This window comes from Gemmobacter sp. (genome assembly GCF_016792925.1).
In the GTDB taxonomy this organism is placed as follows: Bacteria; Pseudomonadota; Alphaproteobacteria; order Rhodobacterales; family Rhodobacteraceae; genus Gemmobacter.
In genome coordinates, this window is sequence record NZ_JAEULU010000040.1 from 1 (window position 1) to 15,861 (window position 15,861).

The 15,861-nt window shown below is 67.8% G+C and carries 17 protein-coding genes; 5 read left to right on the forward strand and 12 right to left on the reverse strand.

What is annotated here, in order from left to right; translation table 11 throughout:
• Positions 1-118 precede the first annotated feature (118 nt).
• Positions 119-859, forward strand: coding sequence for a YebC/PmpR family DNA-binding transcriptional regulator (locus tag JNN06_RS02040; RefSeq protein WP_291237933.1), 741 nt, complete (start codon positions 119-121; stop codon positions 857-859).
• 298 nt (positions 860-1,157) lie between these two features.
• Here the strand turns inward: JNN06_RS02040 and JNN06_RS02045 are convergent, their stop codons facing one another.
• The 3 genes from JNN06_RS02045 to JNN06_RS02055 are packed head-to-tail and all read right to left on the reverse strand — an operon-like array spanning position 1,158 to position 2,399.
• Positions 1,158-1,340, reverse strand: coding sequence for a hypothetical protein (locus JNN06_RS02045; protein ID WP_291237934.1), 183 nt, complete (start codon positions 1,338-1,340; stop codon positions 1,158-1,160).
• Entirely contained in the window at positions 1,330-1,686 is a 357-nt protein-coding gene (locus JNN06_RS02050) for a hypothetical protein (protein ID WP_291237935.1), read from the reverse strand. The genes JNN06_RS02045 and JNN06_RS02050 overlap by 11 nt, the downstream gene beginning before the upstream one ends.
• Positions 1,683-2,399 (reverse strand): DUF3108 domain-containing protein, encoded by a 717-nt coding sequence (locus JNN06_RS02055; RefSeq protein ID WP_291237936.1) that lies wholly within the window; start codon positions 2,397-2,399, stop codon positions 1,683-1,685. The genes JNN06_RS02050 and JNN06_RS02055 overlap by 4 nt, the downstream gene beginning before the upstream one ends.
• A gap of 151 nt (positions 2,400-2,550) precedes the next feature.
• Between JNN06_RS02055 and meaB the strand changes: the two genes are divergently transcribed.
• The 3 genes from meaB (at position 2,551) to rpmB (ending at position 5,166) form a co-directional block, all read left to right on the forward strand.
• Positions 2,551-3,540 carry a methylmalonyl Co-A mutase-associated GTPase MeaB gene (gene meaB / locus JNN06_RS02060; protein WP_291237937.1) on the forward strand — a complete coding sequence of 330 codons (990 nt, stop codon included), beginning with the start codon at positions 2,551-2,553 and terminating at the stop codon, positions 3,538-3,540.
• Between the two features lie 141 nt (positions 3,541-3,681).
• Positions 3,682-4,776 (forward strand): bifunctional transcriptional activator/DNA repair enzyme AdaA, encoded by a 1,095-nt coding sequence (locus tag JNN06_RS02065; RefSeq protein ID WP_291237938.1) that lies wholly within the window; start codon positions 3,682-3,684, stop codon positions 4,774-4,776.
• 102 nt (positions 4,777-4,878) lie between these two features.
• Entirely contained in the window at positions 4,879-5,166 is a 288-nt protein-coding gene (gene rpmB, locus JNN06_RS02070) for a 50S ribosomal protein L28 (protein ID WP_291237939.1), read from the forward strand.
• A gap of 75 nt (positions 5,167-5,241) precedes the next feature.
• Here the strand turns inward: rpmB and JNN06_RS02075 are convergent, their stop codons facing one another.
• The 9 genes from JNN06_RS02075 to JNN06_RS02115 form a co-directional block, all read right to left on the reverse strand.
• Complete coding sequence (locus tag JNN06_RS02075; protein ID WP_291237940.1) at positions 5,242-6,288, reverse strand: endonuclease/exonuclease/phosphatase family protein; 1,047 nt, start codon at positions 6,286-6,288, stop codon at positions 5,242-5,244.
• The gene (locus tag JNN06_RS02080) at positions 6,288-7,124 is read right to left on the reverse strand and encodes a hypothetical protein (RefSeq protein ID WP_291237941.1); all 837 of its coding nucleotides are present in this window, start codon (positions 7,122-7,124) and stop codon (positions 6,288-6,290) included. The genes JNN06_RS02075 and JNN06_RS02080 overlap by 1 nt, the downstream gene beginning before the upstream one ends.
• A gap of 290 nt (positions 7,125-7,414) precedes the next feature.
• Positions 7,415-8,020 carry a 3-isopropylmalate dehydratase small subunit gene (gene leuD, locus JNN06_RS02085; protein ID WP_291237942.1) on the reverse strand — a complete coding sequence of 202 codons (606 nt, stop codon included), beginning with the start codon at positions 8,018-8,020 and terminating at the stop codon, positions 7,415-7,417.
• Positions 8,021-8,032: 12 nt separating this feature from the next.
• On the reverse strand, positions 8,033-9,448 hold the full coding sequence (leuC, locus tag JNN06_RS02090) for a 3-isopropylmalate dehydratase large subunit (RefSeq protein ID WP_291237943.1): 1,416 nt from the start codon (positions 9,446-9,448) through the stop codon (positions 8,033-8,035).
• Positions 9,449-9,742: 294 nt separating this feature from the next.
• Entirely contained in the window at positions 9,743-10,528 is a 786-nt protein-coding gene (locus JNN06_RS02095; protein WP_291237944.1) for an enoyl-CoA hydratase-related protein, read from the reverse strand.
• Positions 10,506-11,654 (reverse strand): CaiB/BaiF CoA-transferase family protein, encoded by a 1,149-nt coding sequence (locus JNN06_RS02100; RefSeq protein WP_291237945.1) that lies wholly within the window; start codon positions 11,652-11,654, stop codon positions 10,506-10,508. Before JNN06_RS02100 ends, JNN06_RS02095 begins: the two co-directional genes overlap by 23 nt.
• Positions 11,651-12,778, reverse strand: a complete 1,128-nt coding sequence (locus JNN06_RS02105; RefSeq protein ID WP_291237946.1) for an acyl-CoA dehydrogenase family protein — start codon at positions 12,776-12,778, stop codon at positions 11,651-11,653. The genes JNN06_RS02100 and JNN06_RS02105 overlap by 4 nt, the downstream gene beginning before the upstream one ends.
• On the reverse strand, positions 12,778-13,944 hold the full coding sequence (locus JNN06_RS02110) for an acetyl-CoA C-acyltransferase (RefSeq protein WP_291237947.1): 1,167 nt from the start codon (positions 13,942-13,944) through the stop codon (positions 12,778-12,780). Before JNN06_RS02110 ends, JNN06_RS02105 begins: the two co-directional genes overlap by 1 nt.
• A gap of 11 nt (positions 13,945-13,955) precedes the next feature.
• The gene (locus JNN06_RS02115) at positions 13,956-14,723 is read right to left on the reverse strand and encodes an SDR family NAD(P)-dependent oxidoreductase (protein WP_291237948.1); all 768 of its coding nucleotides are present in this window, start codon (positions 14,721-14,723) and stop codon (positions 13,956-13,958) included.
• 105 nt (positions 14,724-14,828) lie between these two features.
• Here JNN06_RS02115 and JNN06_RS02120 point away from each other — a divergent pair, with 105 nt between their 5' ends.
• Positions 14,829-15,764 carry an AraC family transcriptional regulator gene (locus tag JNN06_RS02120; RefSeq protein ID WP_291237949.1) on the forward strand — a complete coding sequence of 312 codons (936 nt, stop codon included), beginning with the start codon at positions 14,829-14,831 and terminating at the stop codon, positions 15,762-15,764.
• Positions 15,765-15,861: the final 97 nt, after the last annotated feature.

Here is a 15,861-nt window from a genome sequence, read left to right on the forward strand (position 1 = left end):
TCATGACCCCAGTGAACCTTTCGCGCCGACAAAGTGCAACCGGCGCTCAGCCTTGCAGGTTCCCTGCTCCCTGACATATAGAGACGCCGGTTACCCGGAAGGACGGACGGAGAGGGTCATGGCAGGCCATTCCAAATGGGCGAATATTCAGCATCGCAAGGGCAAGCAGGACAAGCTGCGCTCCAAGATGTTCTCGAAGCTGGCGAAGGAAATCACCGTCGCCGCCAAGATGGGCGACCCTGATCCCGACAAGAACCCGCGTCTGCGTCTGGCGGTGAAGGCCTCCAAGGCCGTGTCGATGCCCAAGGATGTGATCGACCGCGCGATCAAGAAATCGCAGGGCGGCGATGCCGAGAACTATACCGAGATCCGCTATGAGGGCTATGGCGTCGGCGGCATTGCGGTGATCGTGGAGACGATGACCGACAATGTGAACCGCACCGCCTCCAATGTGCGGTCCTATTTCTCGAAATGCGGCGGCAATCTGGGCACCACCGGCTCGGTGGCGCATAGCTTTGACCGGGTGGGCGAGATTTCCTATCCCGCCAGCGCGGGCGATGCCGATACGGTCATGATGGCGGCGCTGGAGGCGGGCGCCGATGACGTGGAATCGGATGAGGAAGGCCACTGGATCTATTGCCCGGTGGAGGCGCTGTCGGAAGTGTCGGACGCGCTGGAAAAGGCCTTGGGCGAATCGACCGAGGCCAAGCTGATCTGGAAGCCGCAGACCCTGACCGAAGTCGATCTGGAAACCGCGCAAAAGCTGATGCGGTTGATCGACATGCTGGAAGAGGATGACGATGTGCAGACCGTCACCCATAACTTCGATGTGCCGGAAGAGGTGATGGCGCAGCTGTAAGCGCCCTTTCCCTGGCCGAGGCCATTGCCGAGGTCATGTGGAACCGGGGCCACGTTTGGGCCGGTGGCCCAAAGCCACCGGCCAGCGCCCGCCCTCCGGGCGGCGGGCGCTTCGCACCCGCCGGGCGGGCTCTTGCCTCTGCCGTGCTTGCGGATGCGGTCTTGCGGGGCTGTTGCCACGCGGGCGGGGAAACGCGGTGCGTTTCCGGGTCCGCCCGTCCCAGCCGCGCCATGGCCAAGCCGCGCCATTGCCTTGGCCATGGAAACCAAAAGGCCCCCTCGCGGGGGCCATTTGCATCTCAGCCTTGCTTCTTGGCGGCGGCGAGCGCCTTCATGCGGGCCAGAAGGGCGGCCTTGTCCTCTTTCGCCGGGGCCTCGCCCGAGCCGAAGGGATTGGCCTTGCCGCCCCGCTGGTTATGCTCCTGATGCCGCTTGGGTGCCTTCTTGCCCGTGCTGGCCTGACCGGATTTGTTATAGTCCATCTTGTCGCTCCTTGGACCGCGCCACCGCGGTCAGATATGTTCCCTTCAGATGCGGGGGGACACCCGACATCCACCAGCCCAGCAGGCAGACCAGCAGCACCCACAGCCGGGGCCTGTGCCAGACTGGCAGGCCAGTGGCGCGCAGCAGCTCTGCCGCAGCCCCGGCCTCGGCGGCGGGCAGTTGCAGCGGCATGCCGCCCTGCGCCAGCCCCCAATTGGGCAACACCGTCATCACCTGCCGATGCTGCACCTGCGGATGAAAGCCATGCGCCTGCAAACAGGCGGTCATCAGACCATCATCCGCCGTACCCCACATCTGGCCCAGCGTCACCAGGCCTAATGTCATTCCCGCACCAGCTTGGCCTTGCCGTAAAGCGTATCCATCGCAACCTCAACCACCCGCATGCGGCCCGTGCCTGCGGGGGCATAGGTCAGGGTGAAGGGGAAGCGGGTCTTCTCTGCCATGTCCTCGGGCGAGAACCCGGCGACGCGGCGATATTCCCCGGCGCAGGTGACGGTCTCGCCCGCGACCGCCCGCCCGCCCAGACTGACCTTCGAGGCGCGGCGCCCGTCGAACATGTTCAGGCTGACCTTGCATTCCTCCCCGGCCGGCACCTCGCGCAGCGCGGCATACATGGCGGTCAGCGGGTCCACCGTGCCCTTCTGGCCGGCGGGGTCGATGTCCCAGGGCTTCGGCTCGCGCTCGGAGCTGCTTTTCACCGTCGGCACGCCGCCCTTCCAGACGATGCTGCTTTGCGAGTGGCGCTTGCCGGTATTGGCATCCTCGGTATAGCTCGCGGCGGCAAAATTGCCCTTGGCGCTGATGCTGCCCTTGGCACCCGCCTCATAGCGCACTTTCTTCAGCATGGCGGCCAGGCCGGAGGTGCGCAGGATGCCGGTGACGGCATAGGCCCCGCCCGGCTCGCCCTTGCCCGACCAGCTGAGACTGCCCGCCGAAATGCCGCGCAGCACCAGCTTGAACTTTGCGTCTTCCGCCATGGCCGACCCCGCCGAGAGGCCCGCGAGCAGCGCCGCCATGATCCAGGGTTTCACCCGCATCTCAACATCCTTACCTGTCCTGCGGCACTTCGCCGCCATTGCCCACTGGAATATAGCGCCTGTCTCGGGCATTACAGCCCGCAAGATGCCGGATCGGCCTATCGCTGCCGAAAGGGTGATCCTGACGCCGCCAAATTGCCGGAGACGCCCGATGGATGTTACACCGCATGGGAAATCCGTGATCGCCGCCGATGTCATCGCGGGCGACCGCCGCGCGCTGGCCCGGGCCATCACGCTGGTGGAAAGCGGGCGCGAGGATCACCGGGCGGAGGCGCGGGCACTGGTGGCGGAGGTGGCGGCCTCCGGGCGGCAGGCGCTGCGCATCGGGCTTTCGGGCACGCCGGGGGTGGGGAAATCGACCTTCATCGAGGCCTTTGGCTGCCATCTGACCGGGCAGGGGCTGCGGGTGGCGGTGCTGGCGGTCGATCCGTCCTCGGCGCGCTCGGGCGGGTCGATCCTGGGTGACAAGACCCGGATGGAGCGGCTGAGCCGCGATCCGCTGGCCTATATCCGCCCCTCGCCCAGCCAGACCCATCTGGGCGGCGTGGCGCGGCGCACCCGCGAGGCGGTGGCACTGTGCGAGGCGGCGGGGTTCGACGTGGTGCTGATCGAGACGGTGGGCGTGGGCCAATCGGAAACCATGGTGGCCGAGATGTGCGACCTGTTCCTGCTGCTGCTGGCGCCGGCGGGGGGCGACGAGTTGCAGGGCGTGAAACGCGGCATCATGGAAATGGCCGACCTCATTCTGGTGAACAAGGCCGATGGCGATCTGAAACCCGCCGCGCTGCGGACGCAGGCCGATTATGCGGGGGCGCTGCGGCTGCTGCGCAAGCGGGCGCAAGACCCGGAGGGCTTTCCCAAGGCGATGGCGGTTTCGGCGCTGGAGGAAAACGGACTGGCCCAGGCCTGGGCCGAGATGCAGGCGCTGGCCGCCTGGCGGCGGGCCGAGGGGCATTGGGCGCGGGCGCGGGCCGATCAGGCGCGGCACTGGTTCGAGGAAGAGGTGCGGCACAGCCTGCTGGCCCGGCTGACGCGCGAGCCGCTGAAGGGGCTGATGGAGGCCCTGGGCCGCGAGGTGGGGCAGGGCGCGCGCACGCCGGATGCGGCGGCGGCAGAGCTGCTGGCGCATCTCGGGCGGTAGGGGGTGTGAAGGGAGGGGCTGTCTGCCCCTCTGGGCCTGCGGCCCATTCACCCCGAGGATATTTCTGAACAGATGAAACTGGGGCAGAGCGCTGCCTGAAAATCGGCGGCGGTGCCGGGCGAATCGGGGTAGGCTGGGGGCATGATGTTTGATTTGCCTGATCCCGATACGCTTTATGCGGCGCTGTTGGCGCGTGACCCGTCTTGGGATGGCCGTGCCTTTGTGGCGGTGGCCTCGACGCGGATTTTCTGCCGGTTGAGCTGCCCGGCGCCGAAGCCCTTGCGCGCGAATTGCAGCTTTCACGAGACGGCGGCGGCCTGTCTGGCGGCGGGGTGCAGGCCCTGCAAGCGCTGCAATCCGCTGGGCGAGGTGGCGCCCGCCCATGCCGCGCTGCTGGAGGCGCTGCGGGCCGATCCGGGGCGGCGCTGGTCAGAGGCCGATCTGGTCGCGCGGGGCTTTGACCCCTCGACCCTGCGGCGGGCGTTCAAGCGGCAGTTTGGCCAGAGCTTTCTGGAGATGGCGCGGGCAGCGCGGCTGGCCCATGGCGGGCGGCAGATGGCGGCGGGGGCGCCCGTGATCGACGCGCAGCTGGAGGCCGGGTTCGACAGCGCCTCGGGCTTTCGGGCGGGGTTTGCGCGGCTGCTGGGCCATGCGCCCGCCGTGATGAAGGGTGAGGCGCTGAAGGGCGAGCCCTTGTTGCAGGCGGCGTTTCTGGAGACCGGGCTGGGCGGCATGGTGACGGTATGCGATGACCGCGCGGTCTATCTGTTGGAATTCACCAGCCGCAAGGCCTTGCCGCGCGAGATGCGGGCGCTGTCGCAAGCGGTGAAGGGGCGCATCGGGCTGGGGCGCACGGTGATCACCGACCGGCTGGAGGCCGAGCTGGCGGCCTATTTCGCGGGCGAGAGCGCGGCCTTCACCTTGCCGCTGGCGCCGCTTGGCACGCCGTTTCAGCGCCGGGTCTGGGAGGCGCTCCGCGCGCTTGCCCCCGGCGAGGTGGTGACCTATGCCGCGCTGGCGGCGCGGATCGGGCGGCCCGAGGCAGTGCGGGCGGTGGCGGCGGCCAATGGCGCCAATCCGGTAGCGCTGTTGATCCCTTGCCACCGGGTGATCGGGGTGGATGGCAGCCTGACCGGCTATGGCGGCGGGCTGTGGCGCAAGGATCGGCTGATTGCGCTGGAGCGGCGCTATCTGGAGCGCGGTGAATCGCTTGACGCCGCCCGGGAAACCGCCTAAACGGCGTCGATGGAATTCGGAACCTGCCGTCTGGCGGGGTCCATGGATGTTACTCCGGGCCGCTGTGTTCTGCAATTGGCCCGAAAGACAAGGAACAAGGCGATGTCGCGTGTTTGCGAACTGAGCGGTAAAGGCCCGATGGTCGGCAACACCATCAGCCATGCCAACAACAAATCCCGTCGGCGCTTTCTGCCGAACCTGAACGACGTGACGCTGATCTCGGACGTTCTGGGCCAGTCGTTCAAGCTGCGCGTGTCGGCTGCGGCGCTGCGCACTGTGGACCATCGCGGTGGTCTGGACGCCTTCCTGGCCAAGGCCAAGGATGACGAGCTGTCGGACAAGGCGCTGAAAATCAAGAAAGACATCGCCAAGGTTCAGGCTGCCGCCTGATCTCTTTCGAGATGATCTGCCGCAAGGCCCCGCCCTTTGGCGGGGTTTTTGCATTTGGCGCGCGGCGCCTCCGGCCTAGGGCAGGGTGACATCGACCCAGACCGGGCGATGGCGCGAGGCTTGCGCCAGCGTTTCGGCCAGCGCGCCGTCTGCGGGCCAAAGCACGCCCGCGCCGCTGACCCGCAGCCCGGCAGAGGGCAGCACATAATCCACCCGCAAGCCGCCGACGCCCTTGGCGTAAAACGCGGTGTCCAGCGCCGGGTCGCCCTGATGGGCGGCCTCGCTGCGGCCATGGGAGCCGCGCGGCGCGGGGTCTTGCAGGGCGGGGCCGGAGAGCAGCGCGCGCAGGGCCTGCGGGCGGCCATCGCCATCGGCCGAATCAAGGTTTGCATCGCCCATCAGCACCAGCGGCGGCCGGGGCGCGGGGAAGGGCAGGGCGCCCTCCATCAGGCGCAACCAGAAGGCGGCCTCATCATGGTTGCGGCGGCCGTTGCGATCCTCCGGCCCGTCAAACACCGGGGGCGTGGCGGCGAAGGCCAGCACGGCAAGCTGGCCGCCGCCGGGCAGTTGCACCGGCACCTGCCAGTGATTGACCGAGGACAGGCGCTGCCCGGCGCGCTCGGGCGCGGGGGTATCGGCGGGCATCAGATGGCCGGGCAGATCGGCCCAGAGAAAGCCGGTGTAATCGGTGGCTGGCCCCAGCGGCAGACGCGACAGCAGCGCCATGCCACCCTGGCCGCGAAAGGCGCCATAGCCCATGGCATCGCGCGGCTGTCCCAGCTTGCCGTTGCGGTCAAGGTCCAGCCCGGTGGGGTGCCCGGCATTGGGCGGCGCGGTGAAGCGGAAGGGATAGGGCGCCCCGGCGGCGGCGAGGCGATCGGCCAGCGCAGTCAGCGCCACCTGCCGCGCGTCATGGTCAATGCCGGTCAGCAGCAGCACATCGGCATCCAGCGCGACGATGCCCGCGATGACGGCCTGCACCTGCGGATCGGGCCGGGCGCCCAGCAGATCCTCGACCAGCAGCCCGGGCCCCTGCCGCGCCAGATCGACATTCCATGTGGCCAGCCGCAGGGTTTCGGCGCTGGCGGCACCAGAAAGCGCCAGCCAGAGCAGCCCCGTCATCAGGCGGGCAAATATTCCGAGCCTTCCTCGACCCCCTCGATGCGCCGCTTTTCGCGGATCATCGCGGCGATCTTGCCCATGGCGATGCCGCGCATGAACAGGCTGCAAGGCAGAAAGGACCATGCGGTCAATGTCCAGATCAGGGTTTGCGGAGAGGACAGCGTGAGCGGCGAGAAGCCCGAGGCGCCGATCTTGACCACCGCCGGGATGAGGAAAGGCAGCAGGAAGCCAAGCGCGATGTTCAGCCGCGCGTCGCGTTCCAGCCGCACCACAATATCACCACTTGCGGTCGGGTCAAAGGTGGGCAGGTTCACCCACACGTTGAAACCACCCACCCGCTGCGGCCAGCCTTGCAGCTTCAGCACCAGCACGAAGGCCATCATGCCGACCAGCGAGATCAGATAGGCCATGCCCGCCGCCGTGGCGACCGCCATTTGCTGCGCCTCGGGTGCGCCATCGGCCAGCATCAGCTTGGCCAGCCGCACCGGCGAATAGGGGAAATCCAGCGCCTGACCGATGACGATTCCCAAAGCGTGAATCAGGGTCGAAAGCGTGGTGGGCGCAACGCCCGCCTTCTCGATCACGGTCAGCAGGAAAACGGTGAAGAACAGGATCAGAAAGCGCACCCGGTTGAAGGGCGGCGCATCGCGGAACTCGACCAGCCCCGGATAGGGGGTCTTGTATTCGGTGAAGGTGAGGGCGCCTGCAAACAGCGCCACAAGGGCCACCATCTGTTTGCCGTCAGACCCCGTGCCGGGCAACAGCACCGACGGGGTGACGATCAGGATGATCACCAGAAATGCCCGCAAAGCGGCACCTGCCAGCCGTGAAACCACTGCCTTGCCTTCCTCGATGCGAGAGGTTCCGATGCTTTGCCGGAGCCTTTTCCCGATACTCTCCCGCGCTTTGTGGCGGGCTGCCTCAATCTTGCCCAAGTTTTGCCTTCTTTCGTGACCTGCCGCAACGCTTGAAGGCATAACATATGGTTAATACGGCATTTCCTTGGTGAAACTGTCGCCGGATTGCATCAAATTATGGGTAAAAAGAGGCCGCGCCGAGGGGGAACCCCGGCGCGGCACAAGATGTGGTGGCGGGGCCGCATGGCCCTACCAGAGGCCTCGCGGCCTCAGGCCCAGGGGCGCGCAACCTTGGCGCGGGCCTCGAAGCTGTCGATGGCGGCGGCCTTTTCCAGCGTCAGGCCGATGTCATCCAGACCGTTCATCAGGCAATGCTTGCGGAACGGATCGACCTCGAAGCCAAAGCTCTGGCCTCCCGAGGTGGTGACGGTCTGTGCCTCCAGATCGACGGTGACGCGGGCATTGCCGCCCTTGCGGGCGTCTTCCATCAGCACATCGACCACCTCTTGCGGCATGACGATGGGCAGGATGCCGTTCTTGAAGCAGTTGTTGAAGAAGATGTCGGCAAAGCTGGTGGAGATCACGCAGCGGATGCCGAAATCCAAGAGCGCCCAGGGCGCATGTTCGCGCGAGGAGCCGCAGCCGAAATTGTCGCCCGCGACGATGATCTCGGCCTTGCGGTAGGAGGGCTGGTTCAGCACGAAATCGGCAATCTCGGCGCCGTCTTGCGTGTAGCGCATCTCGTCAAACAGGTTCTTGCCCAGGCCCGAGCGCTGGATGGTTTTCAGGAACTGCTTGGGGATGATCATATCGGTGTCGATATTGACCAGCGGCATGGGCGCCGCGATGCCGGTGAGGGTGGTGAATTTGTCCATCTTTTCCGTTCCTTACACAGTCTCGGCCATCAGGTCGCGCACATCGGTCAGATGGCCGGTGAGGGCGGCTGCCGCCGCCATGCCGGGGCTGACGAGGTGGGTGCGACCGCCACGGCCCTGACGCCCCTCGAAATTGCGGTTCGAGGTGGCGGCGCAGCGCTCGCCGGGGGCCAGCTGGTCGGGGTTCATCGCAAGGCACATGGAGCAGCCCGCCAGACGCCATTCAAAGCCCGCATCGGTAAAGATCTTGGCCAGACCCTCTTCCTCGGCCTGGGCGCGCACAAGGCCCGAGCCCGGCACGACCATGGCGCGTTTGACCTTGATTTTCTTGCCTTTCACCACTTCGGCGGCGGCGCGCAGGTCTTCGATCCGGCCATTGGTGCAAGAGCCGATGAACACGGTGTCAATCGCGATATCCGACAGTTTCTGACCGGGGGTGAGGCCCATGTAATCCAGCGCGCGCTGCACGGCCTCGACCTTGCCGCCCGTGAAATCGGCGGGCGAGGGGACGGTGGCGGTGATCGGCAGCACGTCCTCGGGCGAGGTGCCCCAGGTGACGAGCGGGGCGATGTCTTCACCTTTCAGCGTCACGACCTTGTCGAAATGCGCGCCCTCATCAGTGAAGAGGGTTTTCCAATAGGAAACCGCGGCCTCCCATGCGGCGCCTTTGGGGGCGTGGGGGCGGCCCATGCAATAGGCGAAGGTCTTCTCGTCCGGCGCGATCAGACCGGCGCGGGCGCCGCCTTCGATCGCCATGTTGCAGACGGTCATCCGGCCTTCCATCGAAAGCTCGCGGATGGCTTGTCCACAATATTCAATGACATAGCCGGTGCCACCGGCGGTGCCGGTTTCGCCGATCACCGCCATGGTGATGTCTTTCGCGGTCACGCCGGGGCGCAAGGACCCGGTGATTTCCACCTTCATGTTCTTGGATTTCTTCTGGATCAGCGTCTGCGTCGCCAGAACATGCTCCACCTCGGAGGTGCCGATGCCATGGGCCAGCGCGCCGAAAGCGCCATGGGTGGCGGTGTGGCTGTCGCCGCAGACCACGGTCATGCCCGGCAGGGTCCAGCCCTGTTCGGGGCCGACGATATGCACGATGCCTTGGCGAATATCCGAGACAGGGTAATAGTTTACACCAAAGTCGCGGGCGTTCTTGTCCAGCGCCTCGACCTGAATCCGCGATTCTTCGTTCTCGATTCCCTTGGCGCGATCCAGCGTGGTGGGAACGTTATGGTCCGGCACGGCAATGGTTTTTTCCGGGGCGCGGACCTTGCGGCCGGTCATGCGCAGGCCCTCGAAGGCCTGGGGGCTGGTGACTTCATGCACCAGATGGCGGTCGATATAGAGCAGGCAGGTGCCGTCTTCGGCCTGATGGACAACGTGGTCGTCCCAGATCTTGTCGTAAAGCGTGCGCGGAGCAGTCATGGCTCTCACCTTTATCTTATTGGGATAGCTGTGGAATTTTCGATACGCAGTATCTTGACCGGGCGGGTTGTGCGCGATTTTTCTGCGAAAAATCGGAGCCCGGTTCAAAGCCGTGCGAGGATGGTGCGGGTCATGCCGAAGAAGCGGGCCGGAAGCCGCGCGTGATCGGTGATGTTGAAGTAGATGAACCCATGCATGGCACCAGATACCCCCGAATCCCCCTTTTTGGCAAGGGGAAGTCGGGGGGAAGTCGGGGGGCAAAAGGGTAACGGGATATACGCTTTCGCGCCAAATTCAGCGCGACGTGTAATCGGGCATACGCTTTTCCAGAAAGGCCCGCATGCCCTCGCGCTGGTCGGGGGTGCCGAACAGGCGGTGGAAGACCCGACGCTCATAGAGGATGCCTTCGGCAAGGCTCAGCTCCTCGGCGCGCATCACGGCGTCGCGGGCGAGGCGGGCGGCGGGGCGGGACTGGGCGGCGATCTGGCGGGCGGCCTCCAGCGCCACCTCCACCACCTGATCATCTGGCACCACGCGCGCCACCAGCCCGGCGGCGAGGGCCTCGGCCGCGTCCATCAGCCGCCCGGTCAGGTGCAGGTCCATCGAACGGGCGCGACCGATCAGCTTGGTCAGGCGCTGAGTGCCGCCCATGCCGGCGATGACGCCCAGCTTGATCTCGGGCTGGCCGAACTTGGCCCCCGTTCCGGCAATGGCGAAATCGCACATCATCACCAGCTCGCAACCGCCGCCCAGGGCAAAGCCGTTCACGGCGGCGATCTTGGGGGTCTTGCAGGCCACGAAGCGATCCCAGAGGGCGAAGAAATCGGCCTCGATCATCTCCTCGGCGGTTTTGTCCACCATCTCGGCAATATCGGCCCCGGCGGCGAAGGCGCGGTCAGAGCCGGTGACGACGATGCAGCCGATGCTGCGATCCCGCTCCAAGGCCTCGGCCACCGCCACCATTTCGGCGGCGAGCGCGGTGTTCAGGGCGTTGAGCTGCTTGGGGCGGTTGAGGCGGATGAGCGCGACGCCTGCGTCACAGGTGACGGTGATGAGGTCAGTTTGCGGCAGGTTGGGCATGGGGGGACTCCGGTTGGGGCCAGCTGGCGATCACGCCAGCGGCGGTGAGCGCGGCGATGCGGTCGGGGGCGATGCCCCATTGGGTGAGGGTGGCGGGGTCGGGCAGGCCGGGCGGGGTGAGGGGCGGGGCCGGGCTGACCGAGAAGCGGGGCGCGGGGCTGGGCTGTGGCACGCCCGCCACGGTGGCGAAGCTGTCGCGGGCGATCATGTGCGGATGGGCCTGCGCCTCGTCCCAATCCAGCACGGGGGTGACGCAGGCATCGCTGCCCTCGAACAGCGCCGCCCAATGGTCGCGGGGCTTTGTGGCGAACAGGGCGGTGAGGGTGGCGCGCGGGTCGGGGCCCAGATCGGGGAGGCCGAGGCTGTGCAGGAAGGCCGCGCGGAATTGCGGCTCGATACAGCCGACAGCGAGGTGCTTGCCATCGGCGCAGGCATAAAGGCTGTAGAACCACGCGCCGCCATCCAGCAGGTTCGCCTCGCGCGCGTTGCTCCAGGCGCCTGCGCCGCGAAAGCCGTGGATCATGGCGCTGAGGAGGCTGGCGCCATCGGTCATGGCGGCGTCGATCACCTGACCCTGCCCGGTGGCGCGGGCATGGATCACGGCGGCCAGCAGGCCGAAGGCCAGCATCAACCCGCCGCCCGCGAAATCGCCCAAGAGGTTCAGCGGCAGGACCGGGCGCTCAGGGGGGCCGATGGCGGCCAGCGCGCCGGTCAGGGCGATATAGTTGATGTCATGGCCCGCGCGAGGGGCCAGTGGCCCGGCCTGGCCCCAGCCGGTCATGCGGCCATAGGCGAGGCGCGGGTTGCGGGCGAGGCAGGGCGCGGGGCCAAGGCCGAGGCGTTCGGCCACGCCGGGGCGGAAGCCCTCGATCAGCGCATCGGCCCCGGCGATCAGGTCCAGCGCCAGCGCGCGCCCCTCGGGCGATTTGAGATCGAGCGCGACCGAGCCGCGCCCGCGCGCCAGCACATCGCCCGCCGTGTCGACCGACGGGATGCCCTGACGCGGGCGCAAGGCATGCAGGCGGATGACCTGCGCGCCGTGATCGGCCAGCATCATGGCGGCGAAGGGCGCGGGGCCGAGGCCTGCCAGCTCCACCACCCGCAGCCCGTGGAGGGCCCCCGTCATAGTCCGCGGGCGATGACGAGGCGCTGCACGTCGCTGGTGCCTTCGTAAATCTGGCAGACGCGCACATCGCGGGCGATGCGTTCCAGCGGGTAATCGTTCAGATAGCCATAGCCGCCCAGCGTTTGCAGCGCGGCAGAGCAGACGCGTTCGGCCATTTCCGAGGCGAAGAGTTTCGCCATGGAGGCCTGCGCCAGGCAGGGCAGCCCGGCCTCGCGCAGGCTGGCGGCGTGGAGGACGAGCTGGCGCGCGGCCTCGACCTGCGTGGCCATATCGGCCAGGCGGAAGCCCACGGCCTGATGGGTGATGATCTTCTGGCCGAAGGTTTCACGCTCCTTGGCATAGGCGGTGGCGTGTTCCAGCGCGGCGCGGGCCATGCCGACGGCCTGTGCGGCGATGCCGATGCGGCCGCCCTCAAGGTTCGCCAGCGCGATCTTGTAGCCCTCGCCCTCGGCGCCAAGGCGGTTTTCGACCGGCACGCGCATCTCGGTGAAGCTGAGGGCGCAGGTGTCGCTGCTGTGCTGGCCCAGCTTGTGTTCGACGGTGGTGACGGCATAGCCGGGCGTGTCGGTGGGCACGATGAAGGCCGAGATGCCCTTCTTGCCCGCCGACGGATCGGTGACGGCGAAGGTGATGATCATCTGGCCGTTCTTGCCATTGGTGATGAACTGCTTGGCGCCGTTGATCACGTAATGGTCGCCCTCGCGCCGGGCGCGGGTGCGCAGCGCCGAGGCGTCTGACCCGGCTTGCGGCTCGGTCAGGGCAAAGCCGCCGATCCACGCGCCCGAGGCGAGGCGGGGCAGGAAGCGTTGTTTCTGATCCTCGGTGCCGAAGCGCAGGATCGGCACGCAGCCGACCGAGGAATGCACCGAGACGATGGTGGAGGCGGCGCCATCGGCGGCGGCGATTTCCTCCAGCGCCAGCGCATAGGCGATGGCGCCAAGGTCAGAGCCGCCATAGGCCTCGGGCACCAGCATGCCCATGAAGCCCAGCTCGCCCATCTCGGCCAGCTCGGCGGCGGGGAAGCGGTGTTCGCGGTCGCGGGCGGCGGCGCCGGGGGCGAGGCGGTCTTGCGCGAAGCTGCGCACGGCATCGCGGATCTGGATCTGGTCTTCGGTCAGCAGCATTAGAACAGCTCCACAGCCATGGCGGTGGCCTCGCCCCCGCCGATGCAGAGGGTGGCCATGCCGGTTTTCAGCCCGTGATGGCGCAGGGCCGCCAGCAGGGTGACAAGGACGCGGGCGCCCGAGGCGCCGATGGGGTGGCCCAGCGCGCAGGCGCCGCCATGGATGTTCACCTTGTCTTGCGGCAGGTCGAGCGCCTGCATCGCGGCCATGGCGACCACGGCGAAGGCCTCGTTCACCTCGAACAGGTCCACATCGCGGAGCGAGAGGCCGGTGCGTTCCGACAGTTTCGTCAGGGCGCCGATGGGGGCGGTGGGAAACAGGCCCGGCTTGTCGGCATGGGTGCTGTGACCGAGGATGCGGGCGAGGGGGGGGAGGCCGCGGGCCTCGGCCTCGGAGGCGCGCATCATGACCAGCGCCGCCGCGCCATCGGAGATCGAGGAGGAATTGGCGGCGGTGACGGTGCCGCCCTCGCGGAAGGCGGGGCGAAGGGAGGCGATCTTGTCCAGCCGCGCCTTGCCGGGCTGTTCGTCGATGCTGACCTCGCCCGATTTGGTGGCAACGGGGGCGATTTCGGCGGTGAAGGCGCCGCTGGCGATGGCGGCTTGCGCGCGGGTGAGCGAGGCGATGGCATAGGCATCTTGTGCCGCGCGGGTGAAGCCGAAATCGCTGGCGCAATCTTCGGCGAAGGTGCCCATGAGGCGGCCCCTCTCATAGGCGTCTTCGAGACCATCGAGGAACATATGGTCCAGCACCTGCCCATGGCCCAGCCGCAGGCCCGCGCGGGCCTTGGGCAGCAGATAGGGGGCGTTGGACATGCTCTCCATCCCGCCCGCCACGATGACACGGGCAGAGCCCGCGAGCAGCAGGTCATGGGCCAGCATGGCGGCCTTCATCCCCGAGCCGCACATCTTGTTGATGGTGGTGCAGCCGGTGGCGAGGGGGAGGCCCGCCTTCAGCGCCGCCTGCCGGGCCGGGGCCTGGCCCTGACCGGCGGGGAGCACGCAGCCCATCAGCACTTCCTCCACGGCTTCCGCCTCCAGCCCGGCGCGTGCGAGGGCGGCGCGGATGGCGACTGCACCCAGATCGGCGGCGGGGAGGGCGGCGAAATCGCCCTGAAACCCGCCCATGGGGGTGCGGGCGTGACTGACGATGACAACGGGGTCCATTGCGAGATCCTTCATTTCGGGGCCATGCGCAGCGCGCCGTCGAGGCGGATCACCTCGCCGTTCAGCATCGGGTTTTCAAAGATATGGCGCACCAGCGCGGCATATTCGGCCGGATCGCCGAGGCGCGAGGGGAAGGGGACCGAGGCACCCAGGCTTTGCTGCACCTCGGCTGGCAGGCCCGCCATCATCGGCGTGGCGAAGATGCCCGGCGCGATGGTGACAACGCGGATGCCATGGCGGGCCAGCTCGCGCGCGGCGGGCAGGGTGAGCGCGGCGACGCCCCCCTTGGAGGCGGCATAGGCGGCCTGCCCGATCTGGCCATCAAAAGCGGCGATCGAGGCGGTGTTGACGATCACGCCGCGCTCTCCGTTCGGAGCGGGGTCTTGGCCCGCCATGGCCTCGGCGGCGAGGCGCAGCATGTTGAAGGTGCCGATCAGGTTGATCGAAACGGCGCGGGTGAAACGGTCGAGATCATGCGCGCCCTCGCGCCCCACGATCTTCTCGCCCGGCGCCACGCCCGCGCAATTCACCAGCGCATTGATGCGGCCAAAGGCGCTGCGGGCGGCGGCGATGGCGGCGCGGCCTTCGGCATCCGATGTCACATCGCAGCGCTGGAAACGCGCATTGGCGCCCAGGCTTTCGGCCATGGCCTGCCCGGCACCCGCGTTCACATCGAGGATCACGGCCTTGCCGCCGCCCTCCACCACCATCCGGGCCACCGCCGCGCCAAGGCCCGAGCCTGCGCCGGTGACCAGAACCACAGCGTCGCTGATCTGCATGGAATTCTCCCTCTCTCCCACTGCCATGTTGCGCGGGAGAGGGATTGCAAACAATGACATCTGCTGTCTGATTATGTGATCGGTTTTGCAAGGAAAGGCGGCGCGGTGGCACCCCTCATCGGACAGGGCTTTGTGGAGGACCTGCTGGCCTGCGCGCCGGGCTGGGCTGCGCCCGAAAGCGGGGGTCTGGAGCCGCAGGCCTATGGGCGGCTGTGGTGGGCCATCGCGCAGGAGATGCAGGACGAGTTTCTGGGCCTGGGCGCGCGGCCCATGCGGCCCGGTGCCTTCGCGCTGATGGGTCATGCGGTGCTGGATGCCGGGCGGCTGGACCGGGCGCTGCGGCGGATGCTGCGCTATCTGGCGGTGGTGCTGGACCATCCGGCGGGCGAATTGCGCCAGCGCGGACCGGAGGCCGAGATCGTGCTGACCGACCCGGAGCTGCGCCCGGCCTTCGCCTATCGCACCTGGTGGCTGATCGTCACCGGCACGGCCAGTTGGCTGACCGGGCGGCGGCTGCCACTGCGCAGCCTGGAATTTCGCGGCCCGGCGCCGGAGGGGCGGCCCGATTACTTGCAGTTCTTCGGCGCGCCGGTGCGGTTTGACCGGCCCGCGCATCGGCTGGTGTTCGATGCGGCGCAATTGCGGCTGCCGGTGGTGCGCGATGCCGCCGCGCTGCGGCTGTTCCTGCGCGAGGCGCCGGGCAATCTGCTGCTGCGCCACCGGCAGGAGGCCGGGGTGGCGGCACAGGCGCGGGCGCGGCTGGCCGGTCTGCCGCCCGCGGACTGGCCGGATTTCGAGGCCTTCGCGGCCGGTCTGGGCCTTGCCCCCGCCACGCTGCGACGGCGGCTGCGGGCGGATGGCCAAAGTTTTGCCGCGCTGAAGGACGAGCTGCGCCGGGTGCAGGCGGAACGGCTGCTGCGGCAGGGGCAGAGCGTGGCGGGGATCGCGGCGGCGCTGGGCTATAGCGAGCCAAGCGCCTTTCACCGCGCTTTCGTGAAATGGACCGGGCAAAGCCCCGGCGCCTGGCGTGATGGCCCTTGACCGCACAGACCCAAAGCGCCATCTGGAAAGCGTCGCCTTTGGCGCCGGAATCGGCGGGCAGAGGTGATCCGACGCGGGCCATTCCGCGTATCCCTGT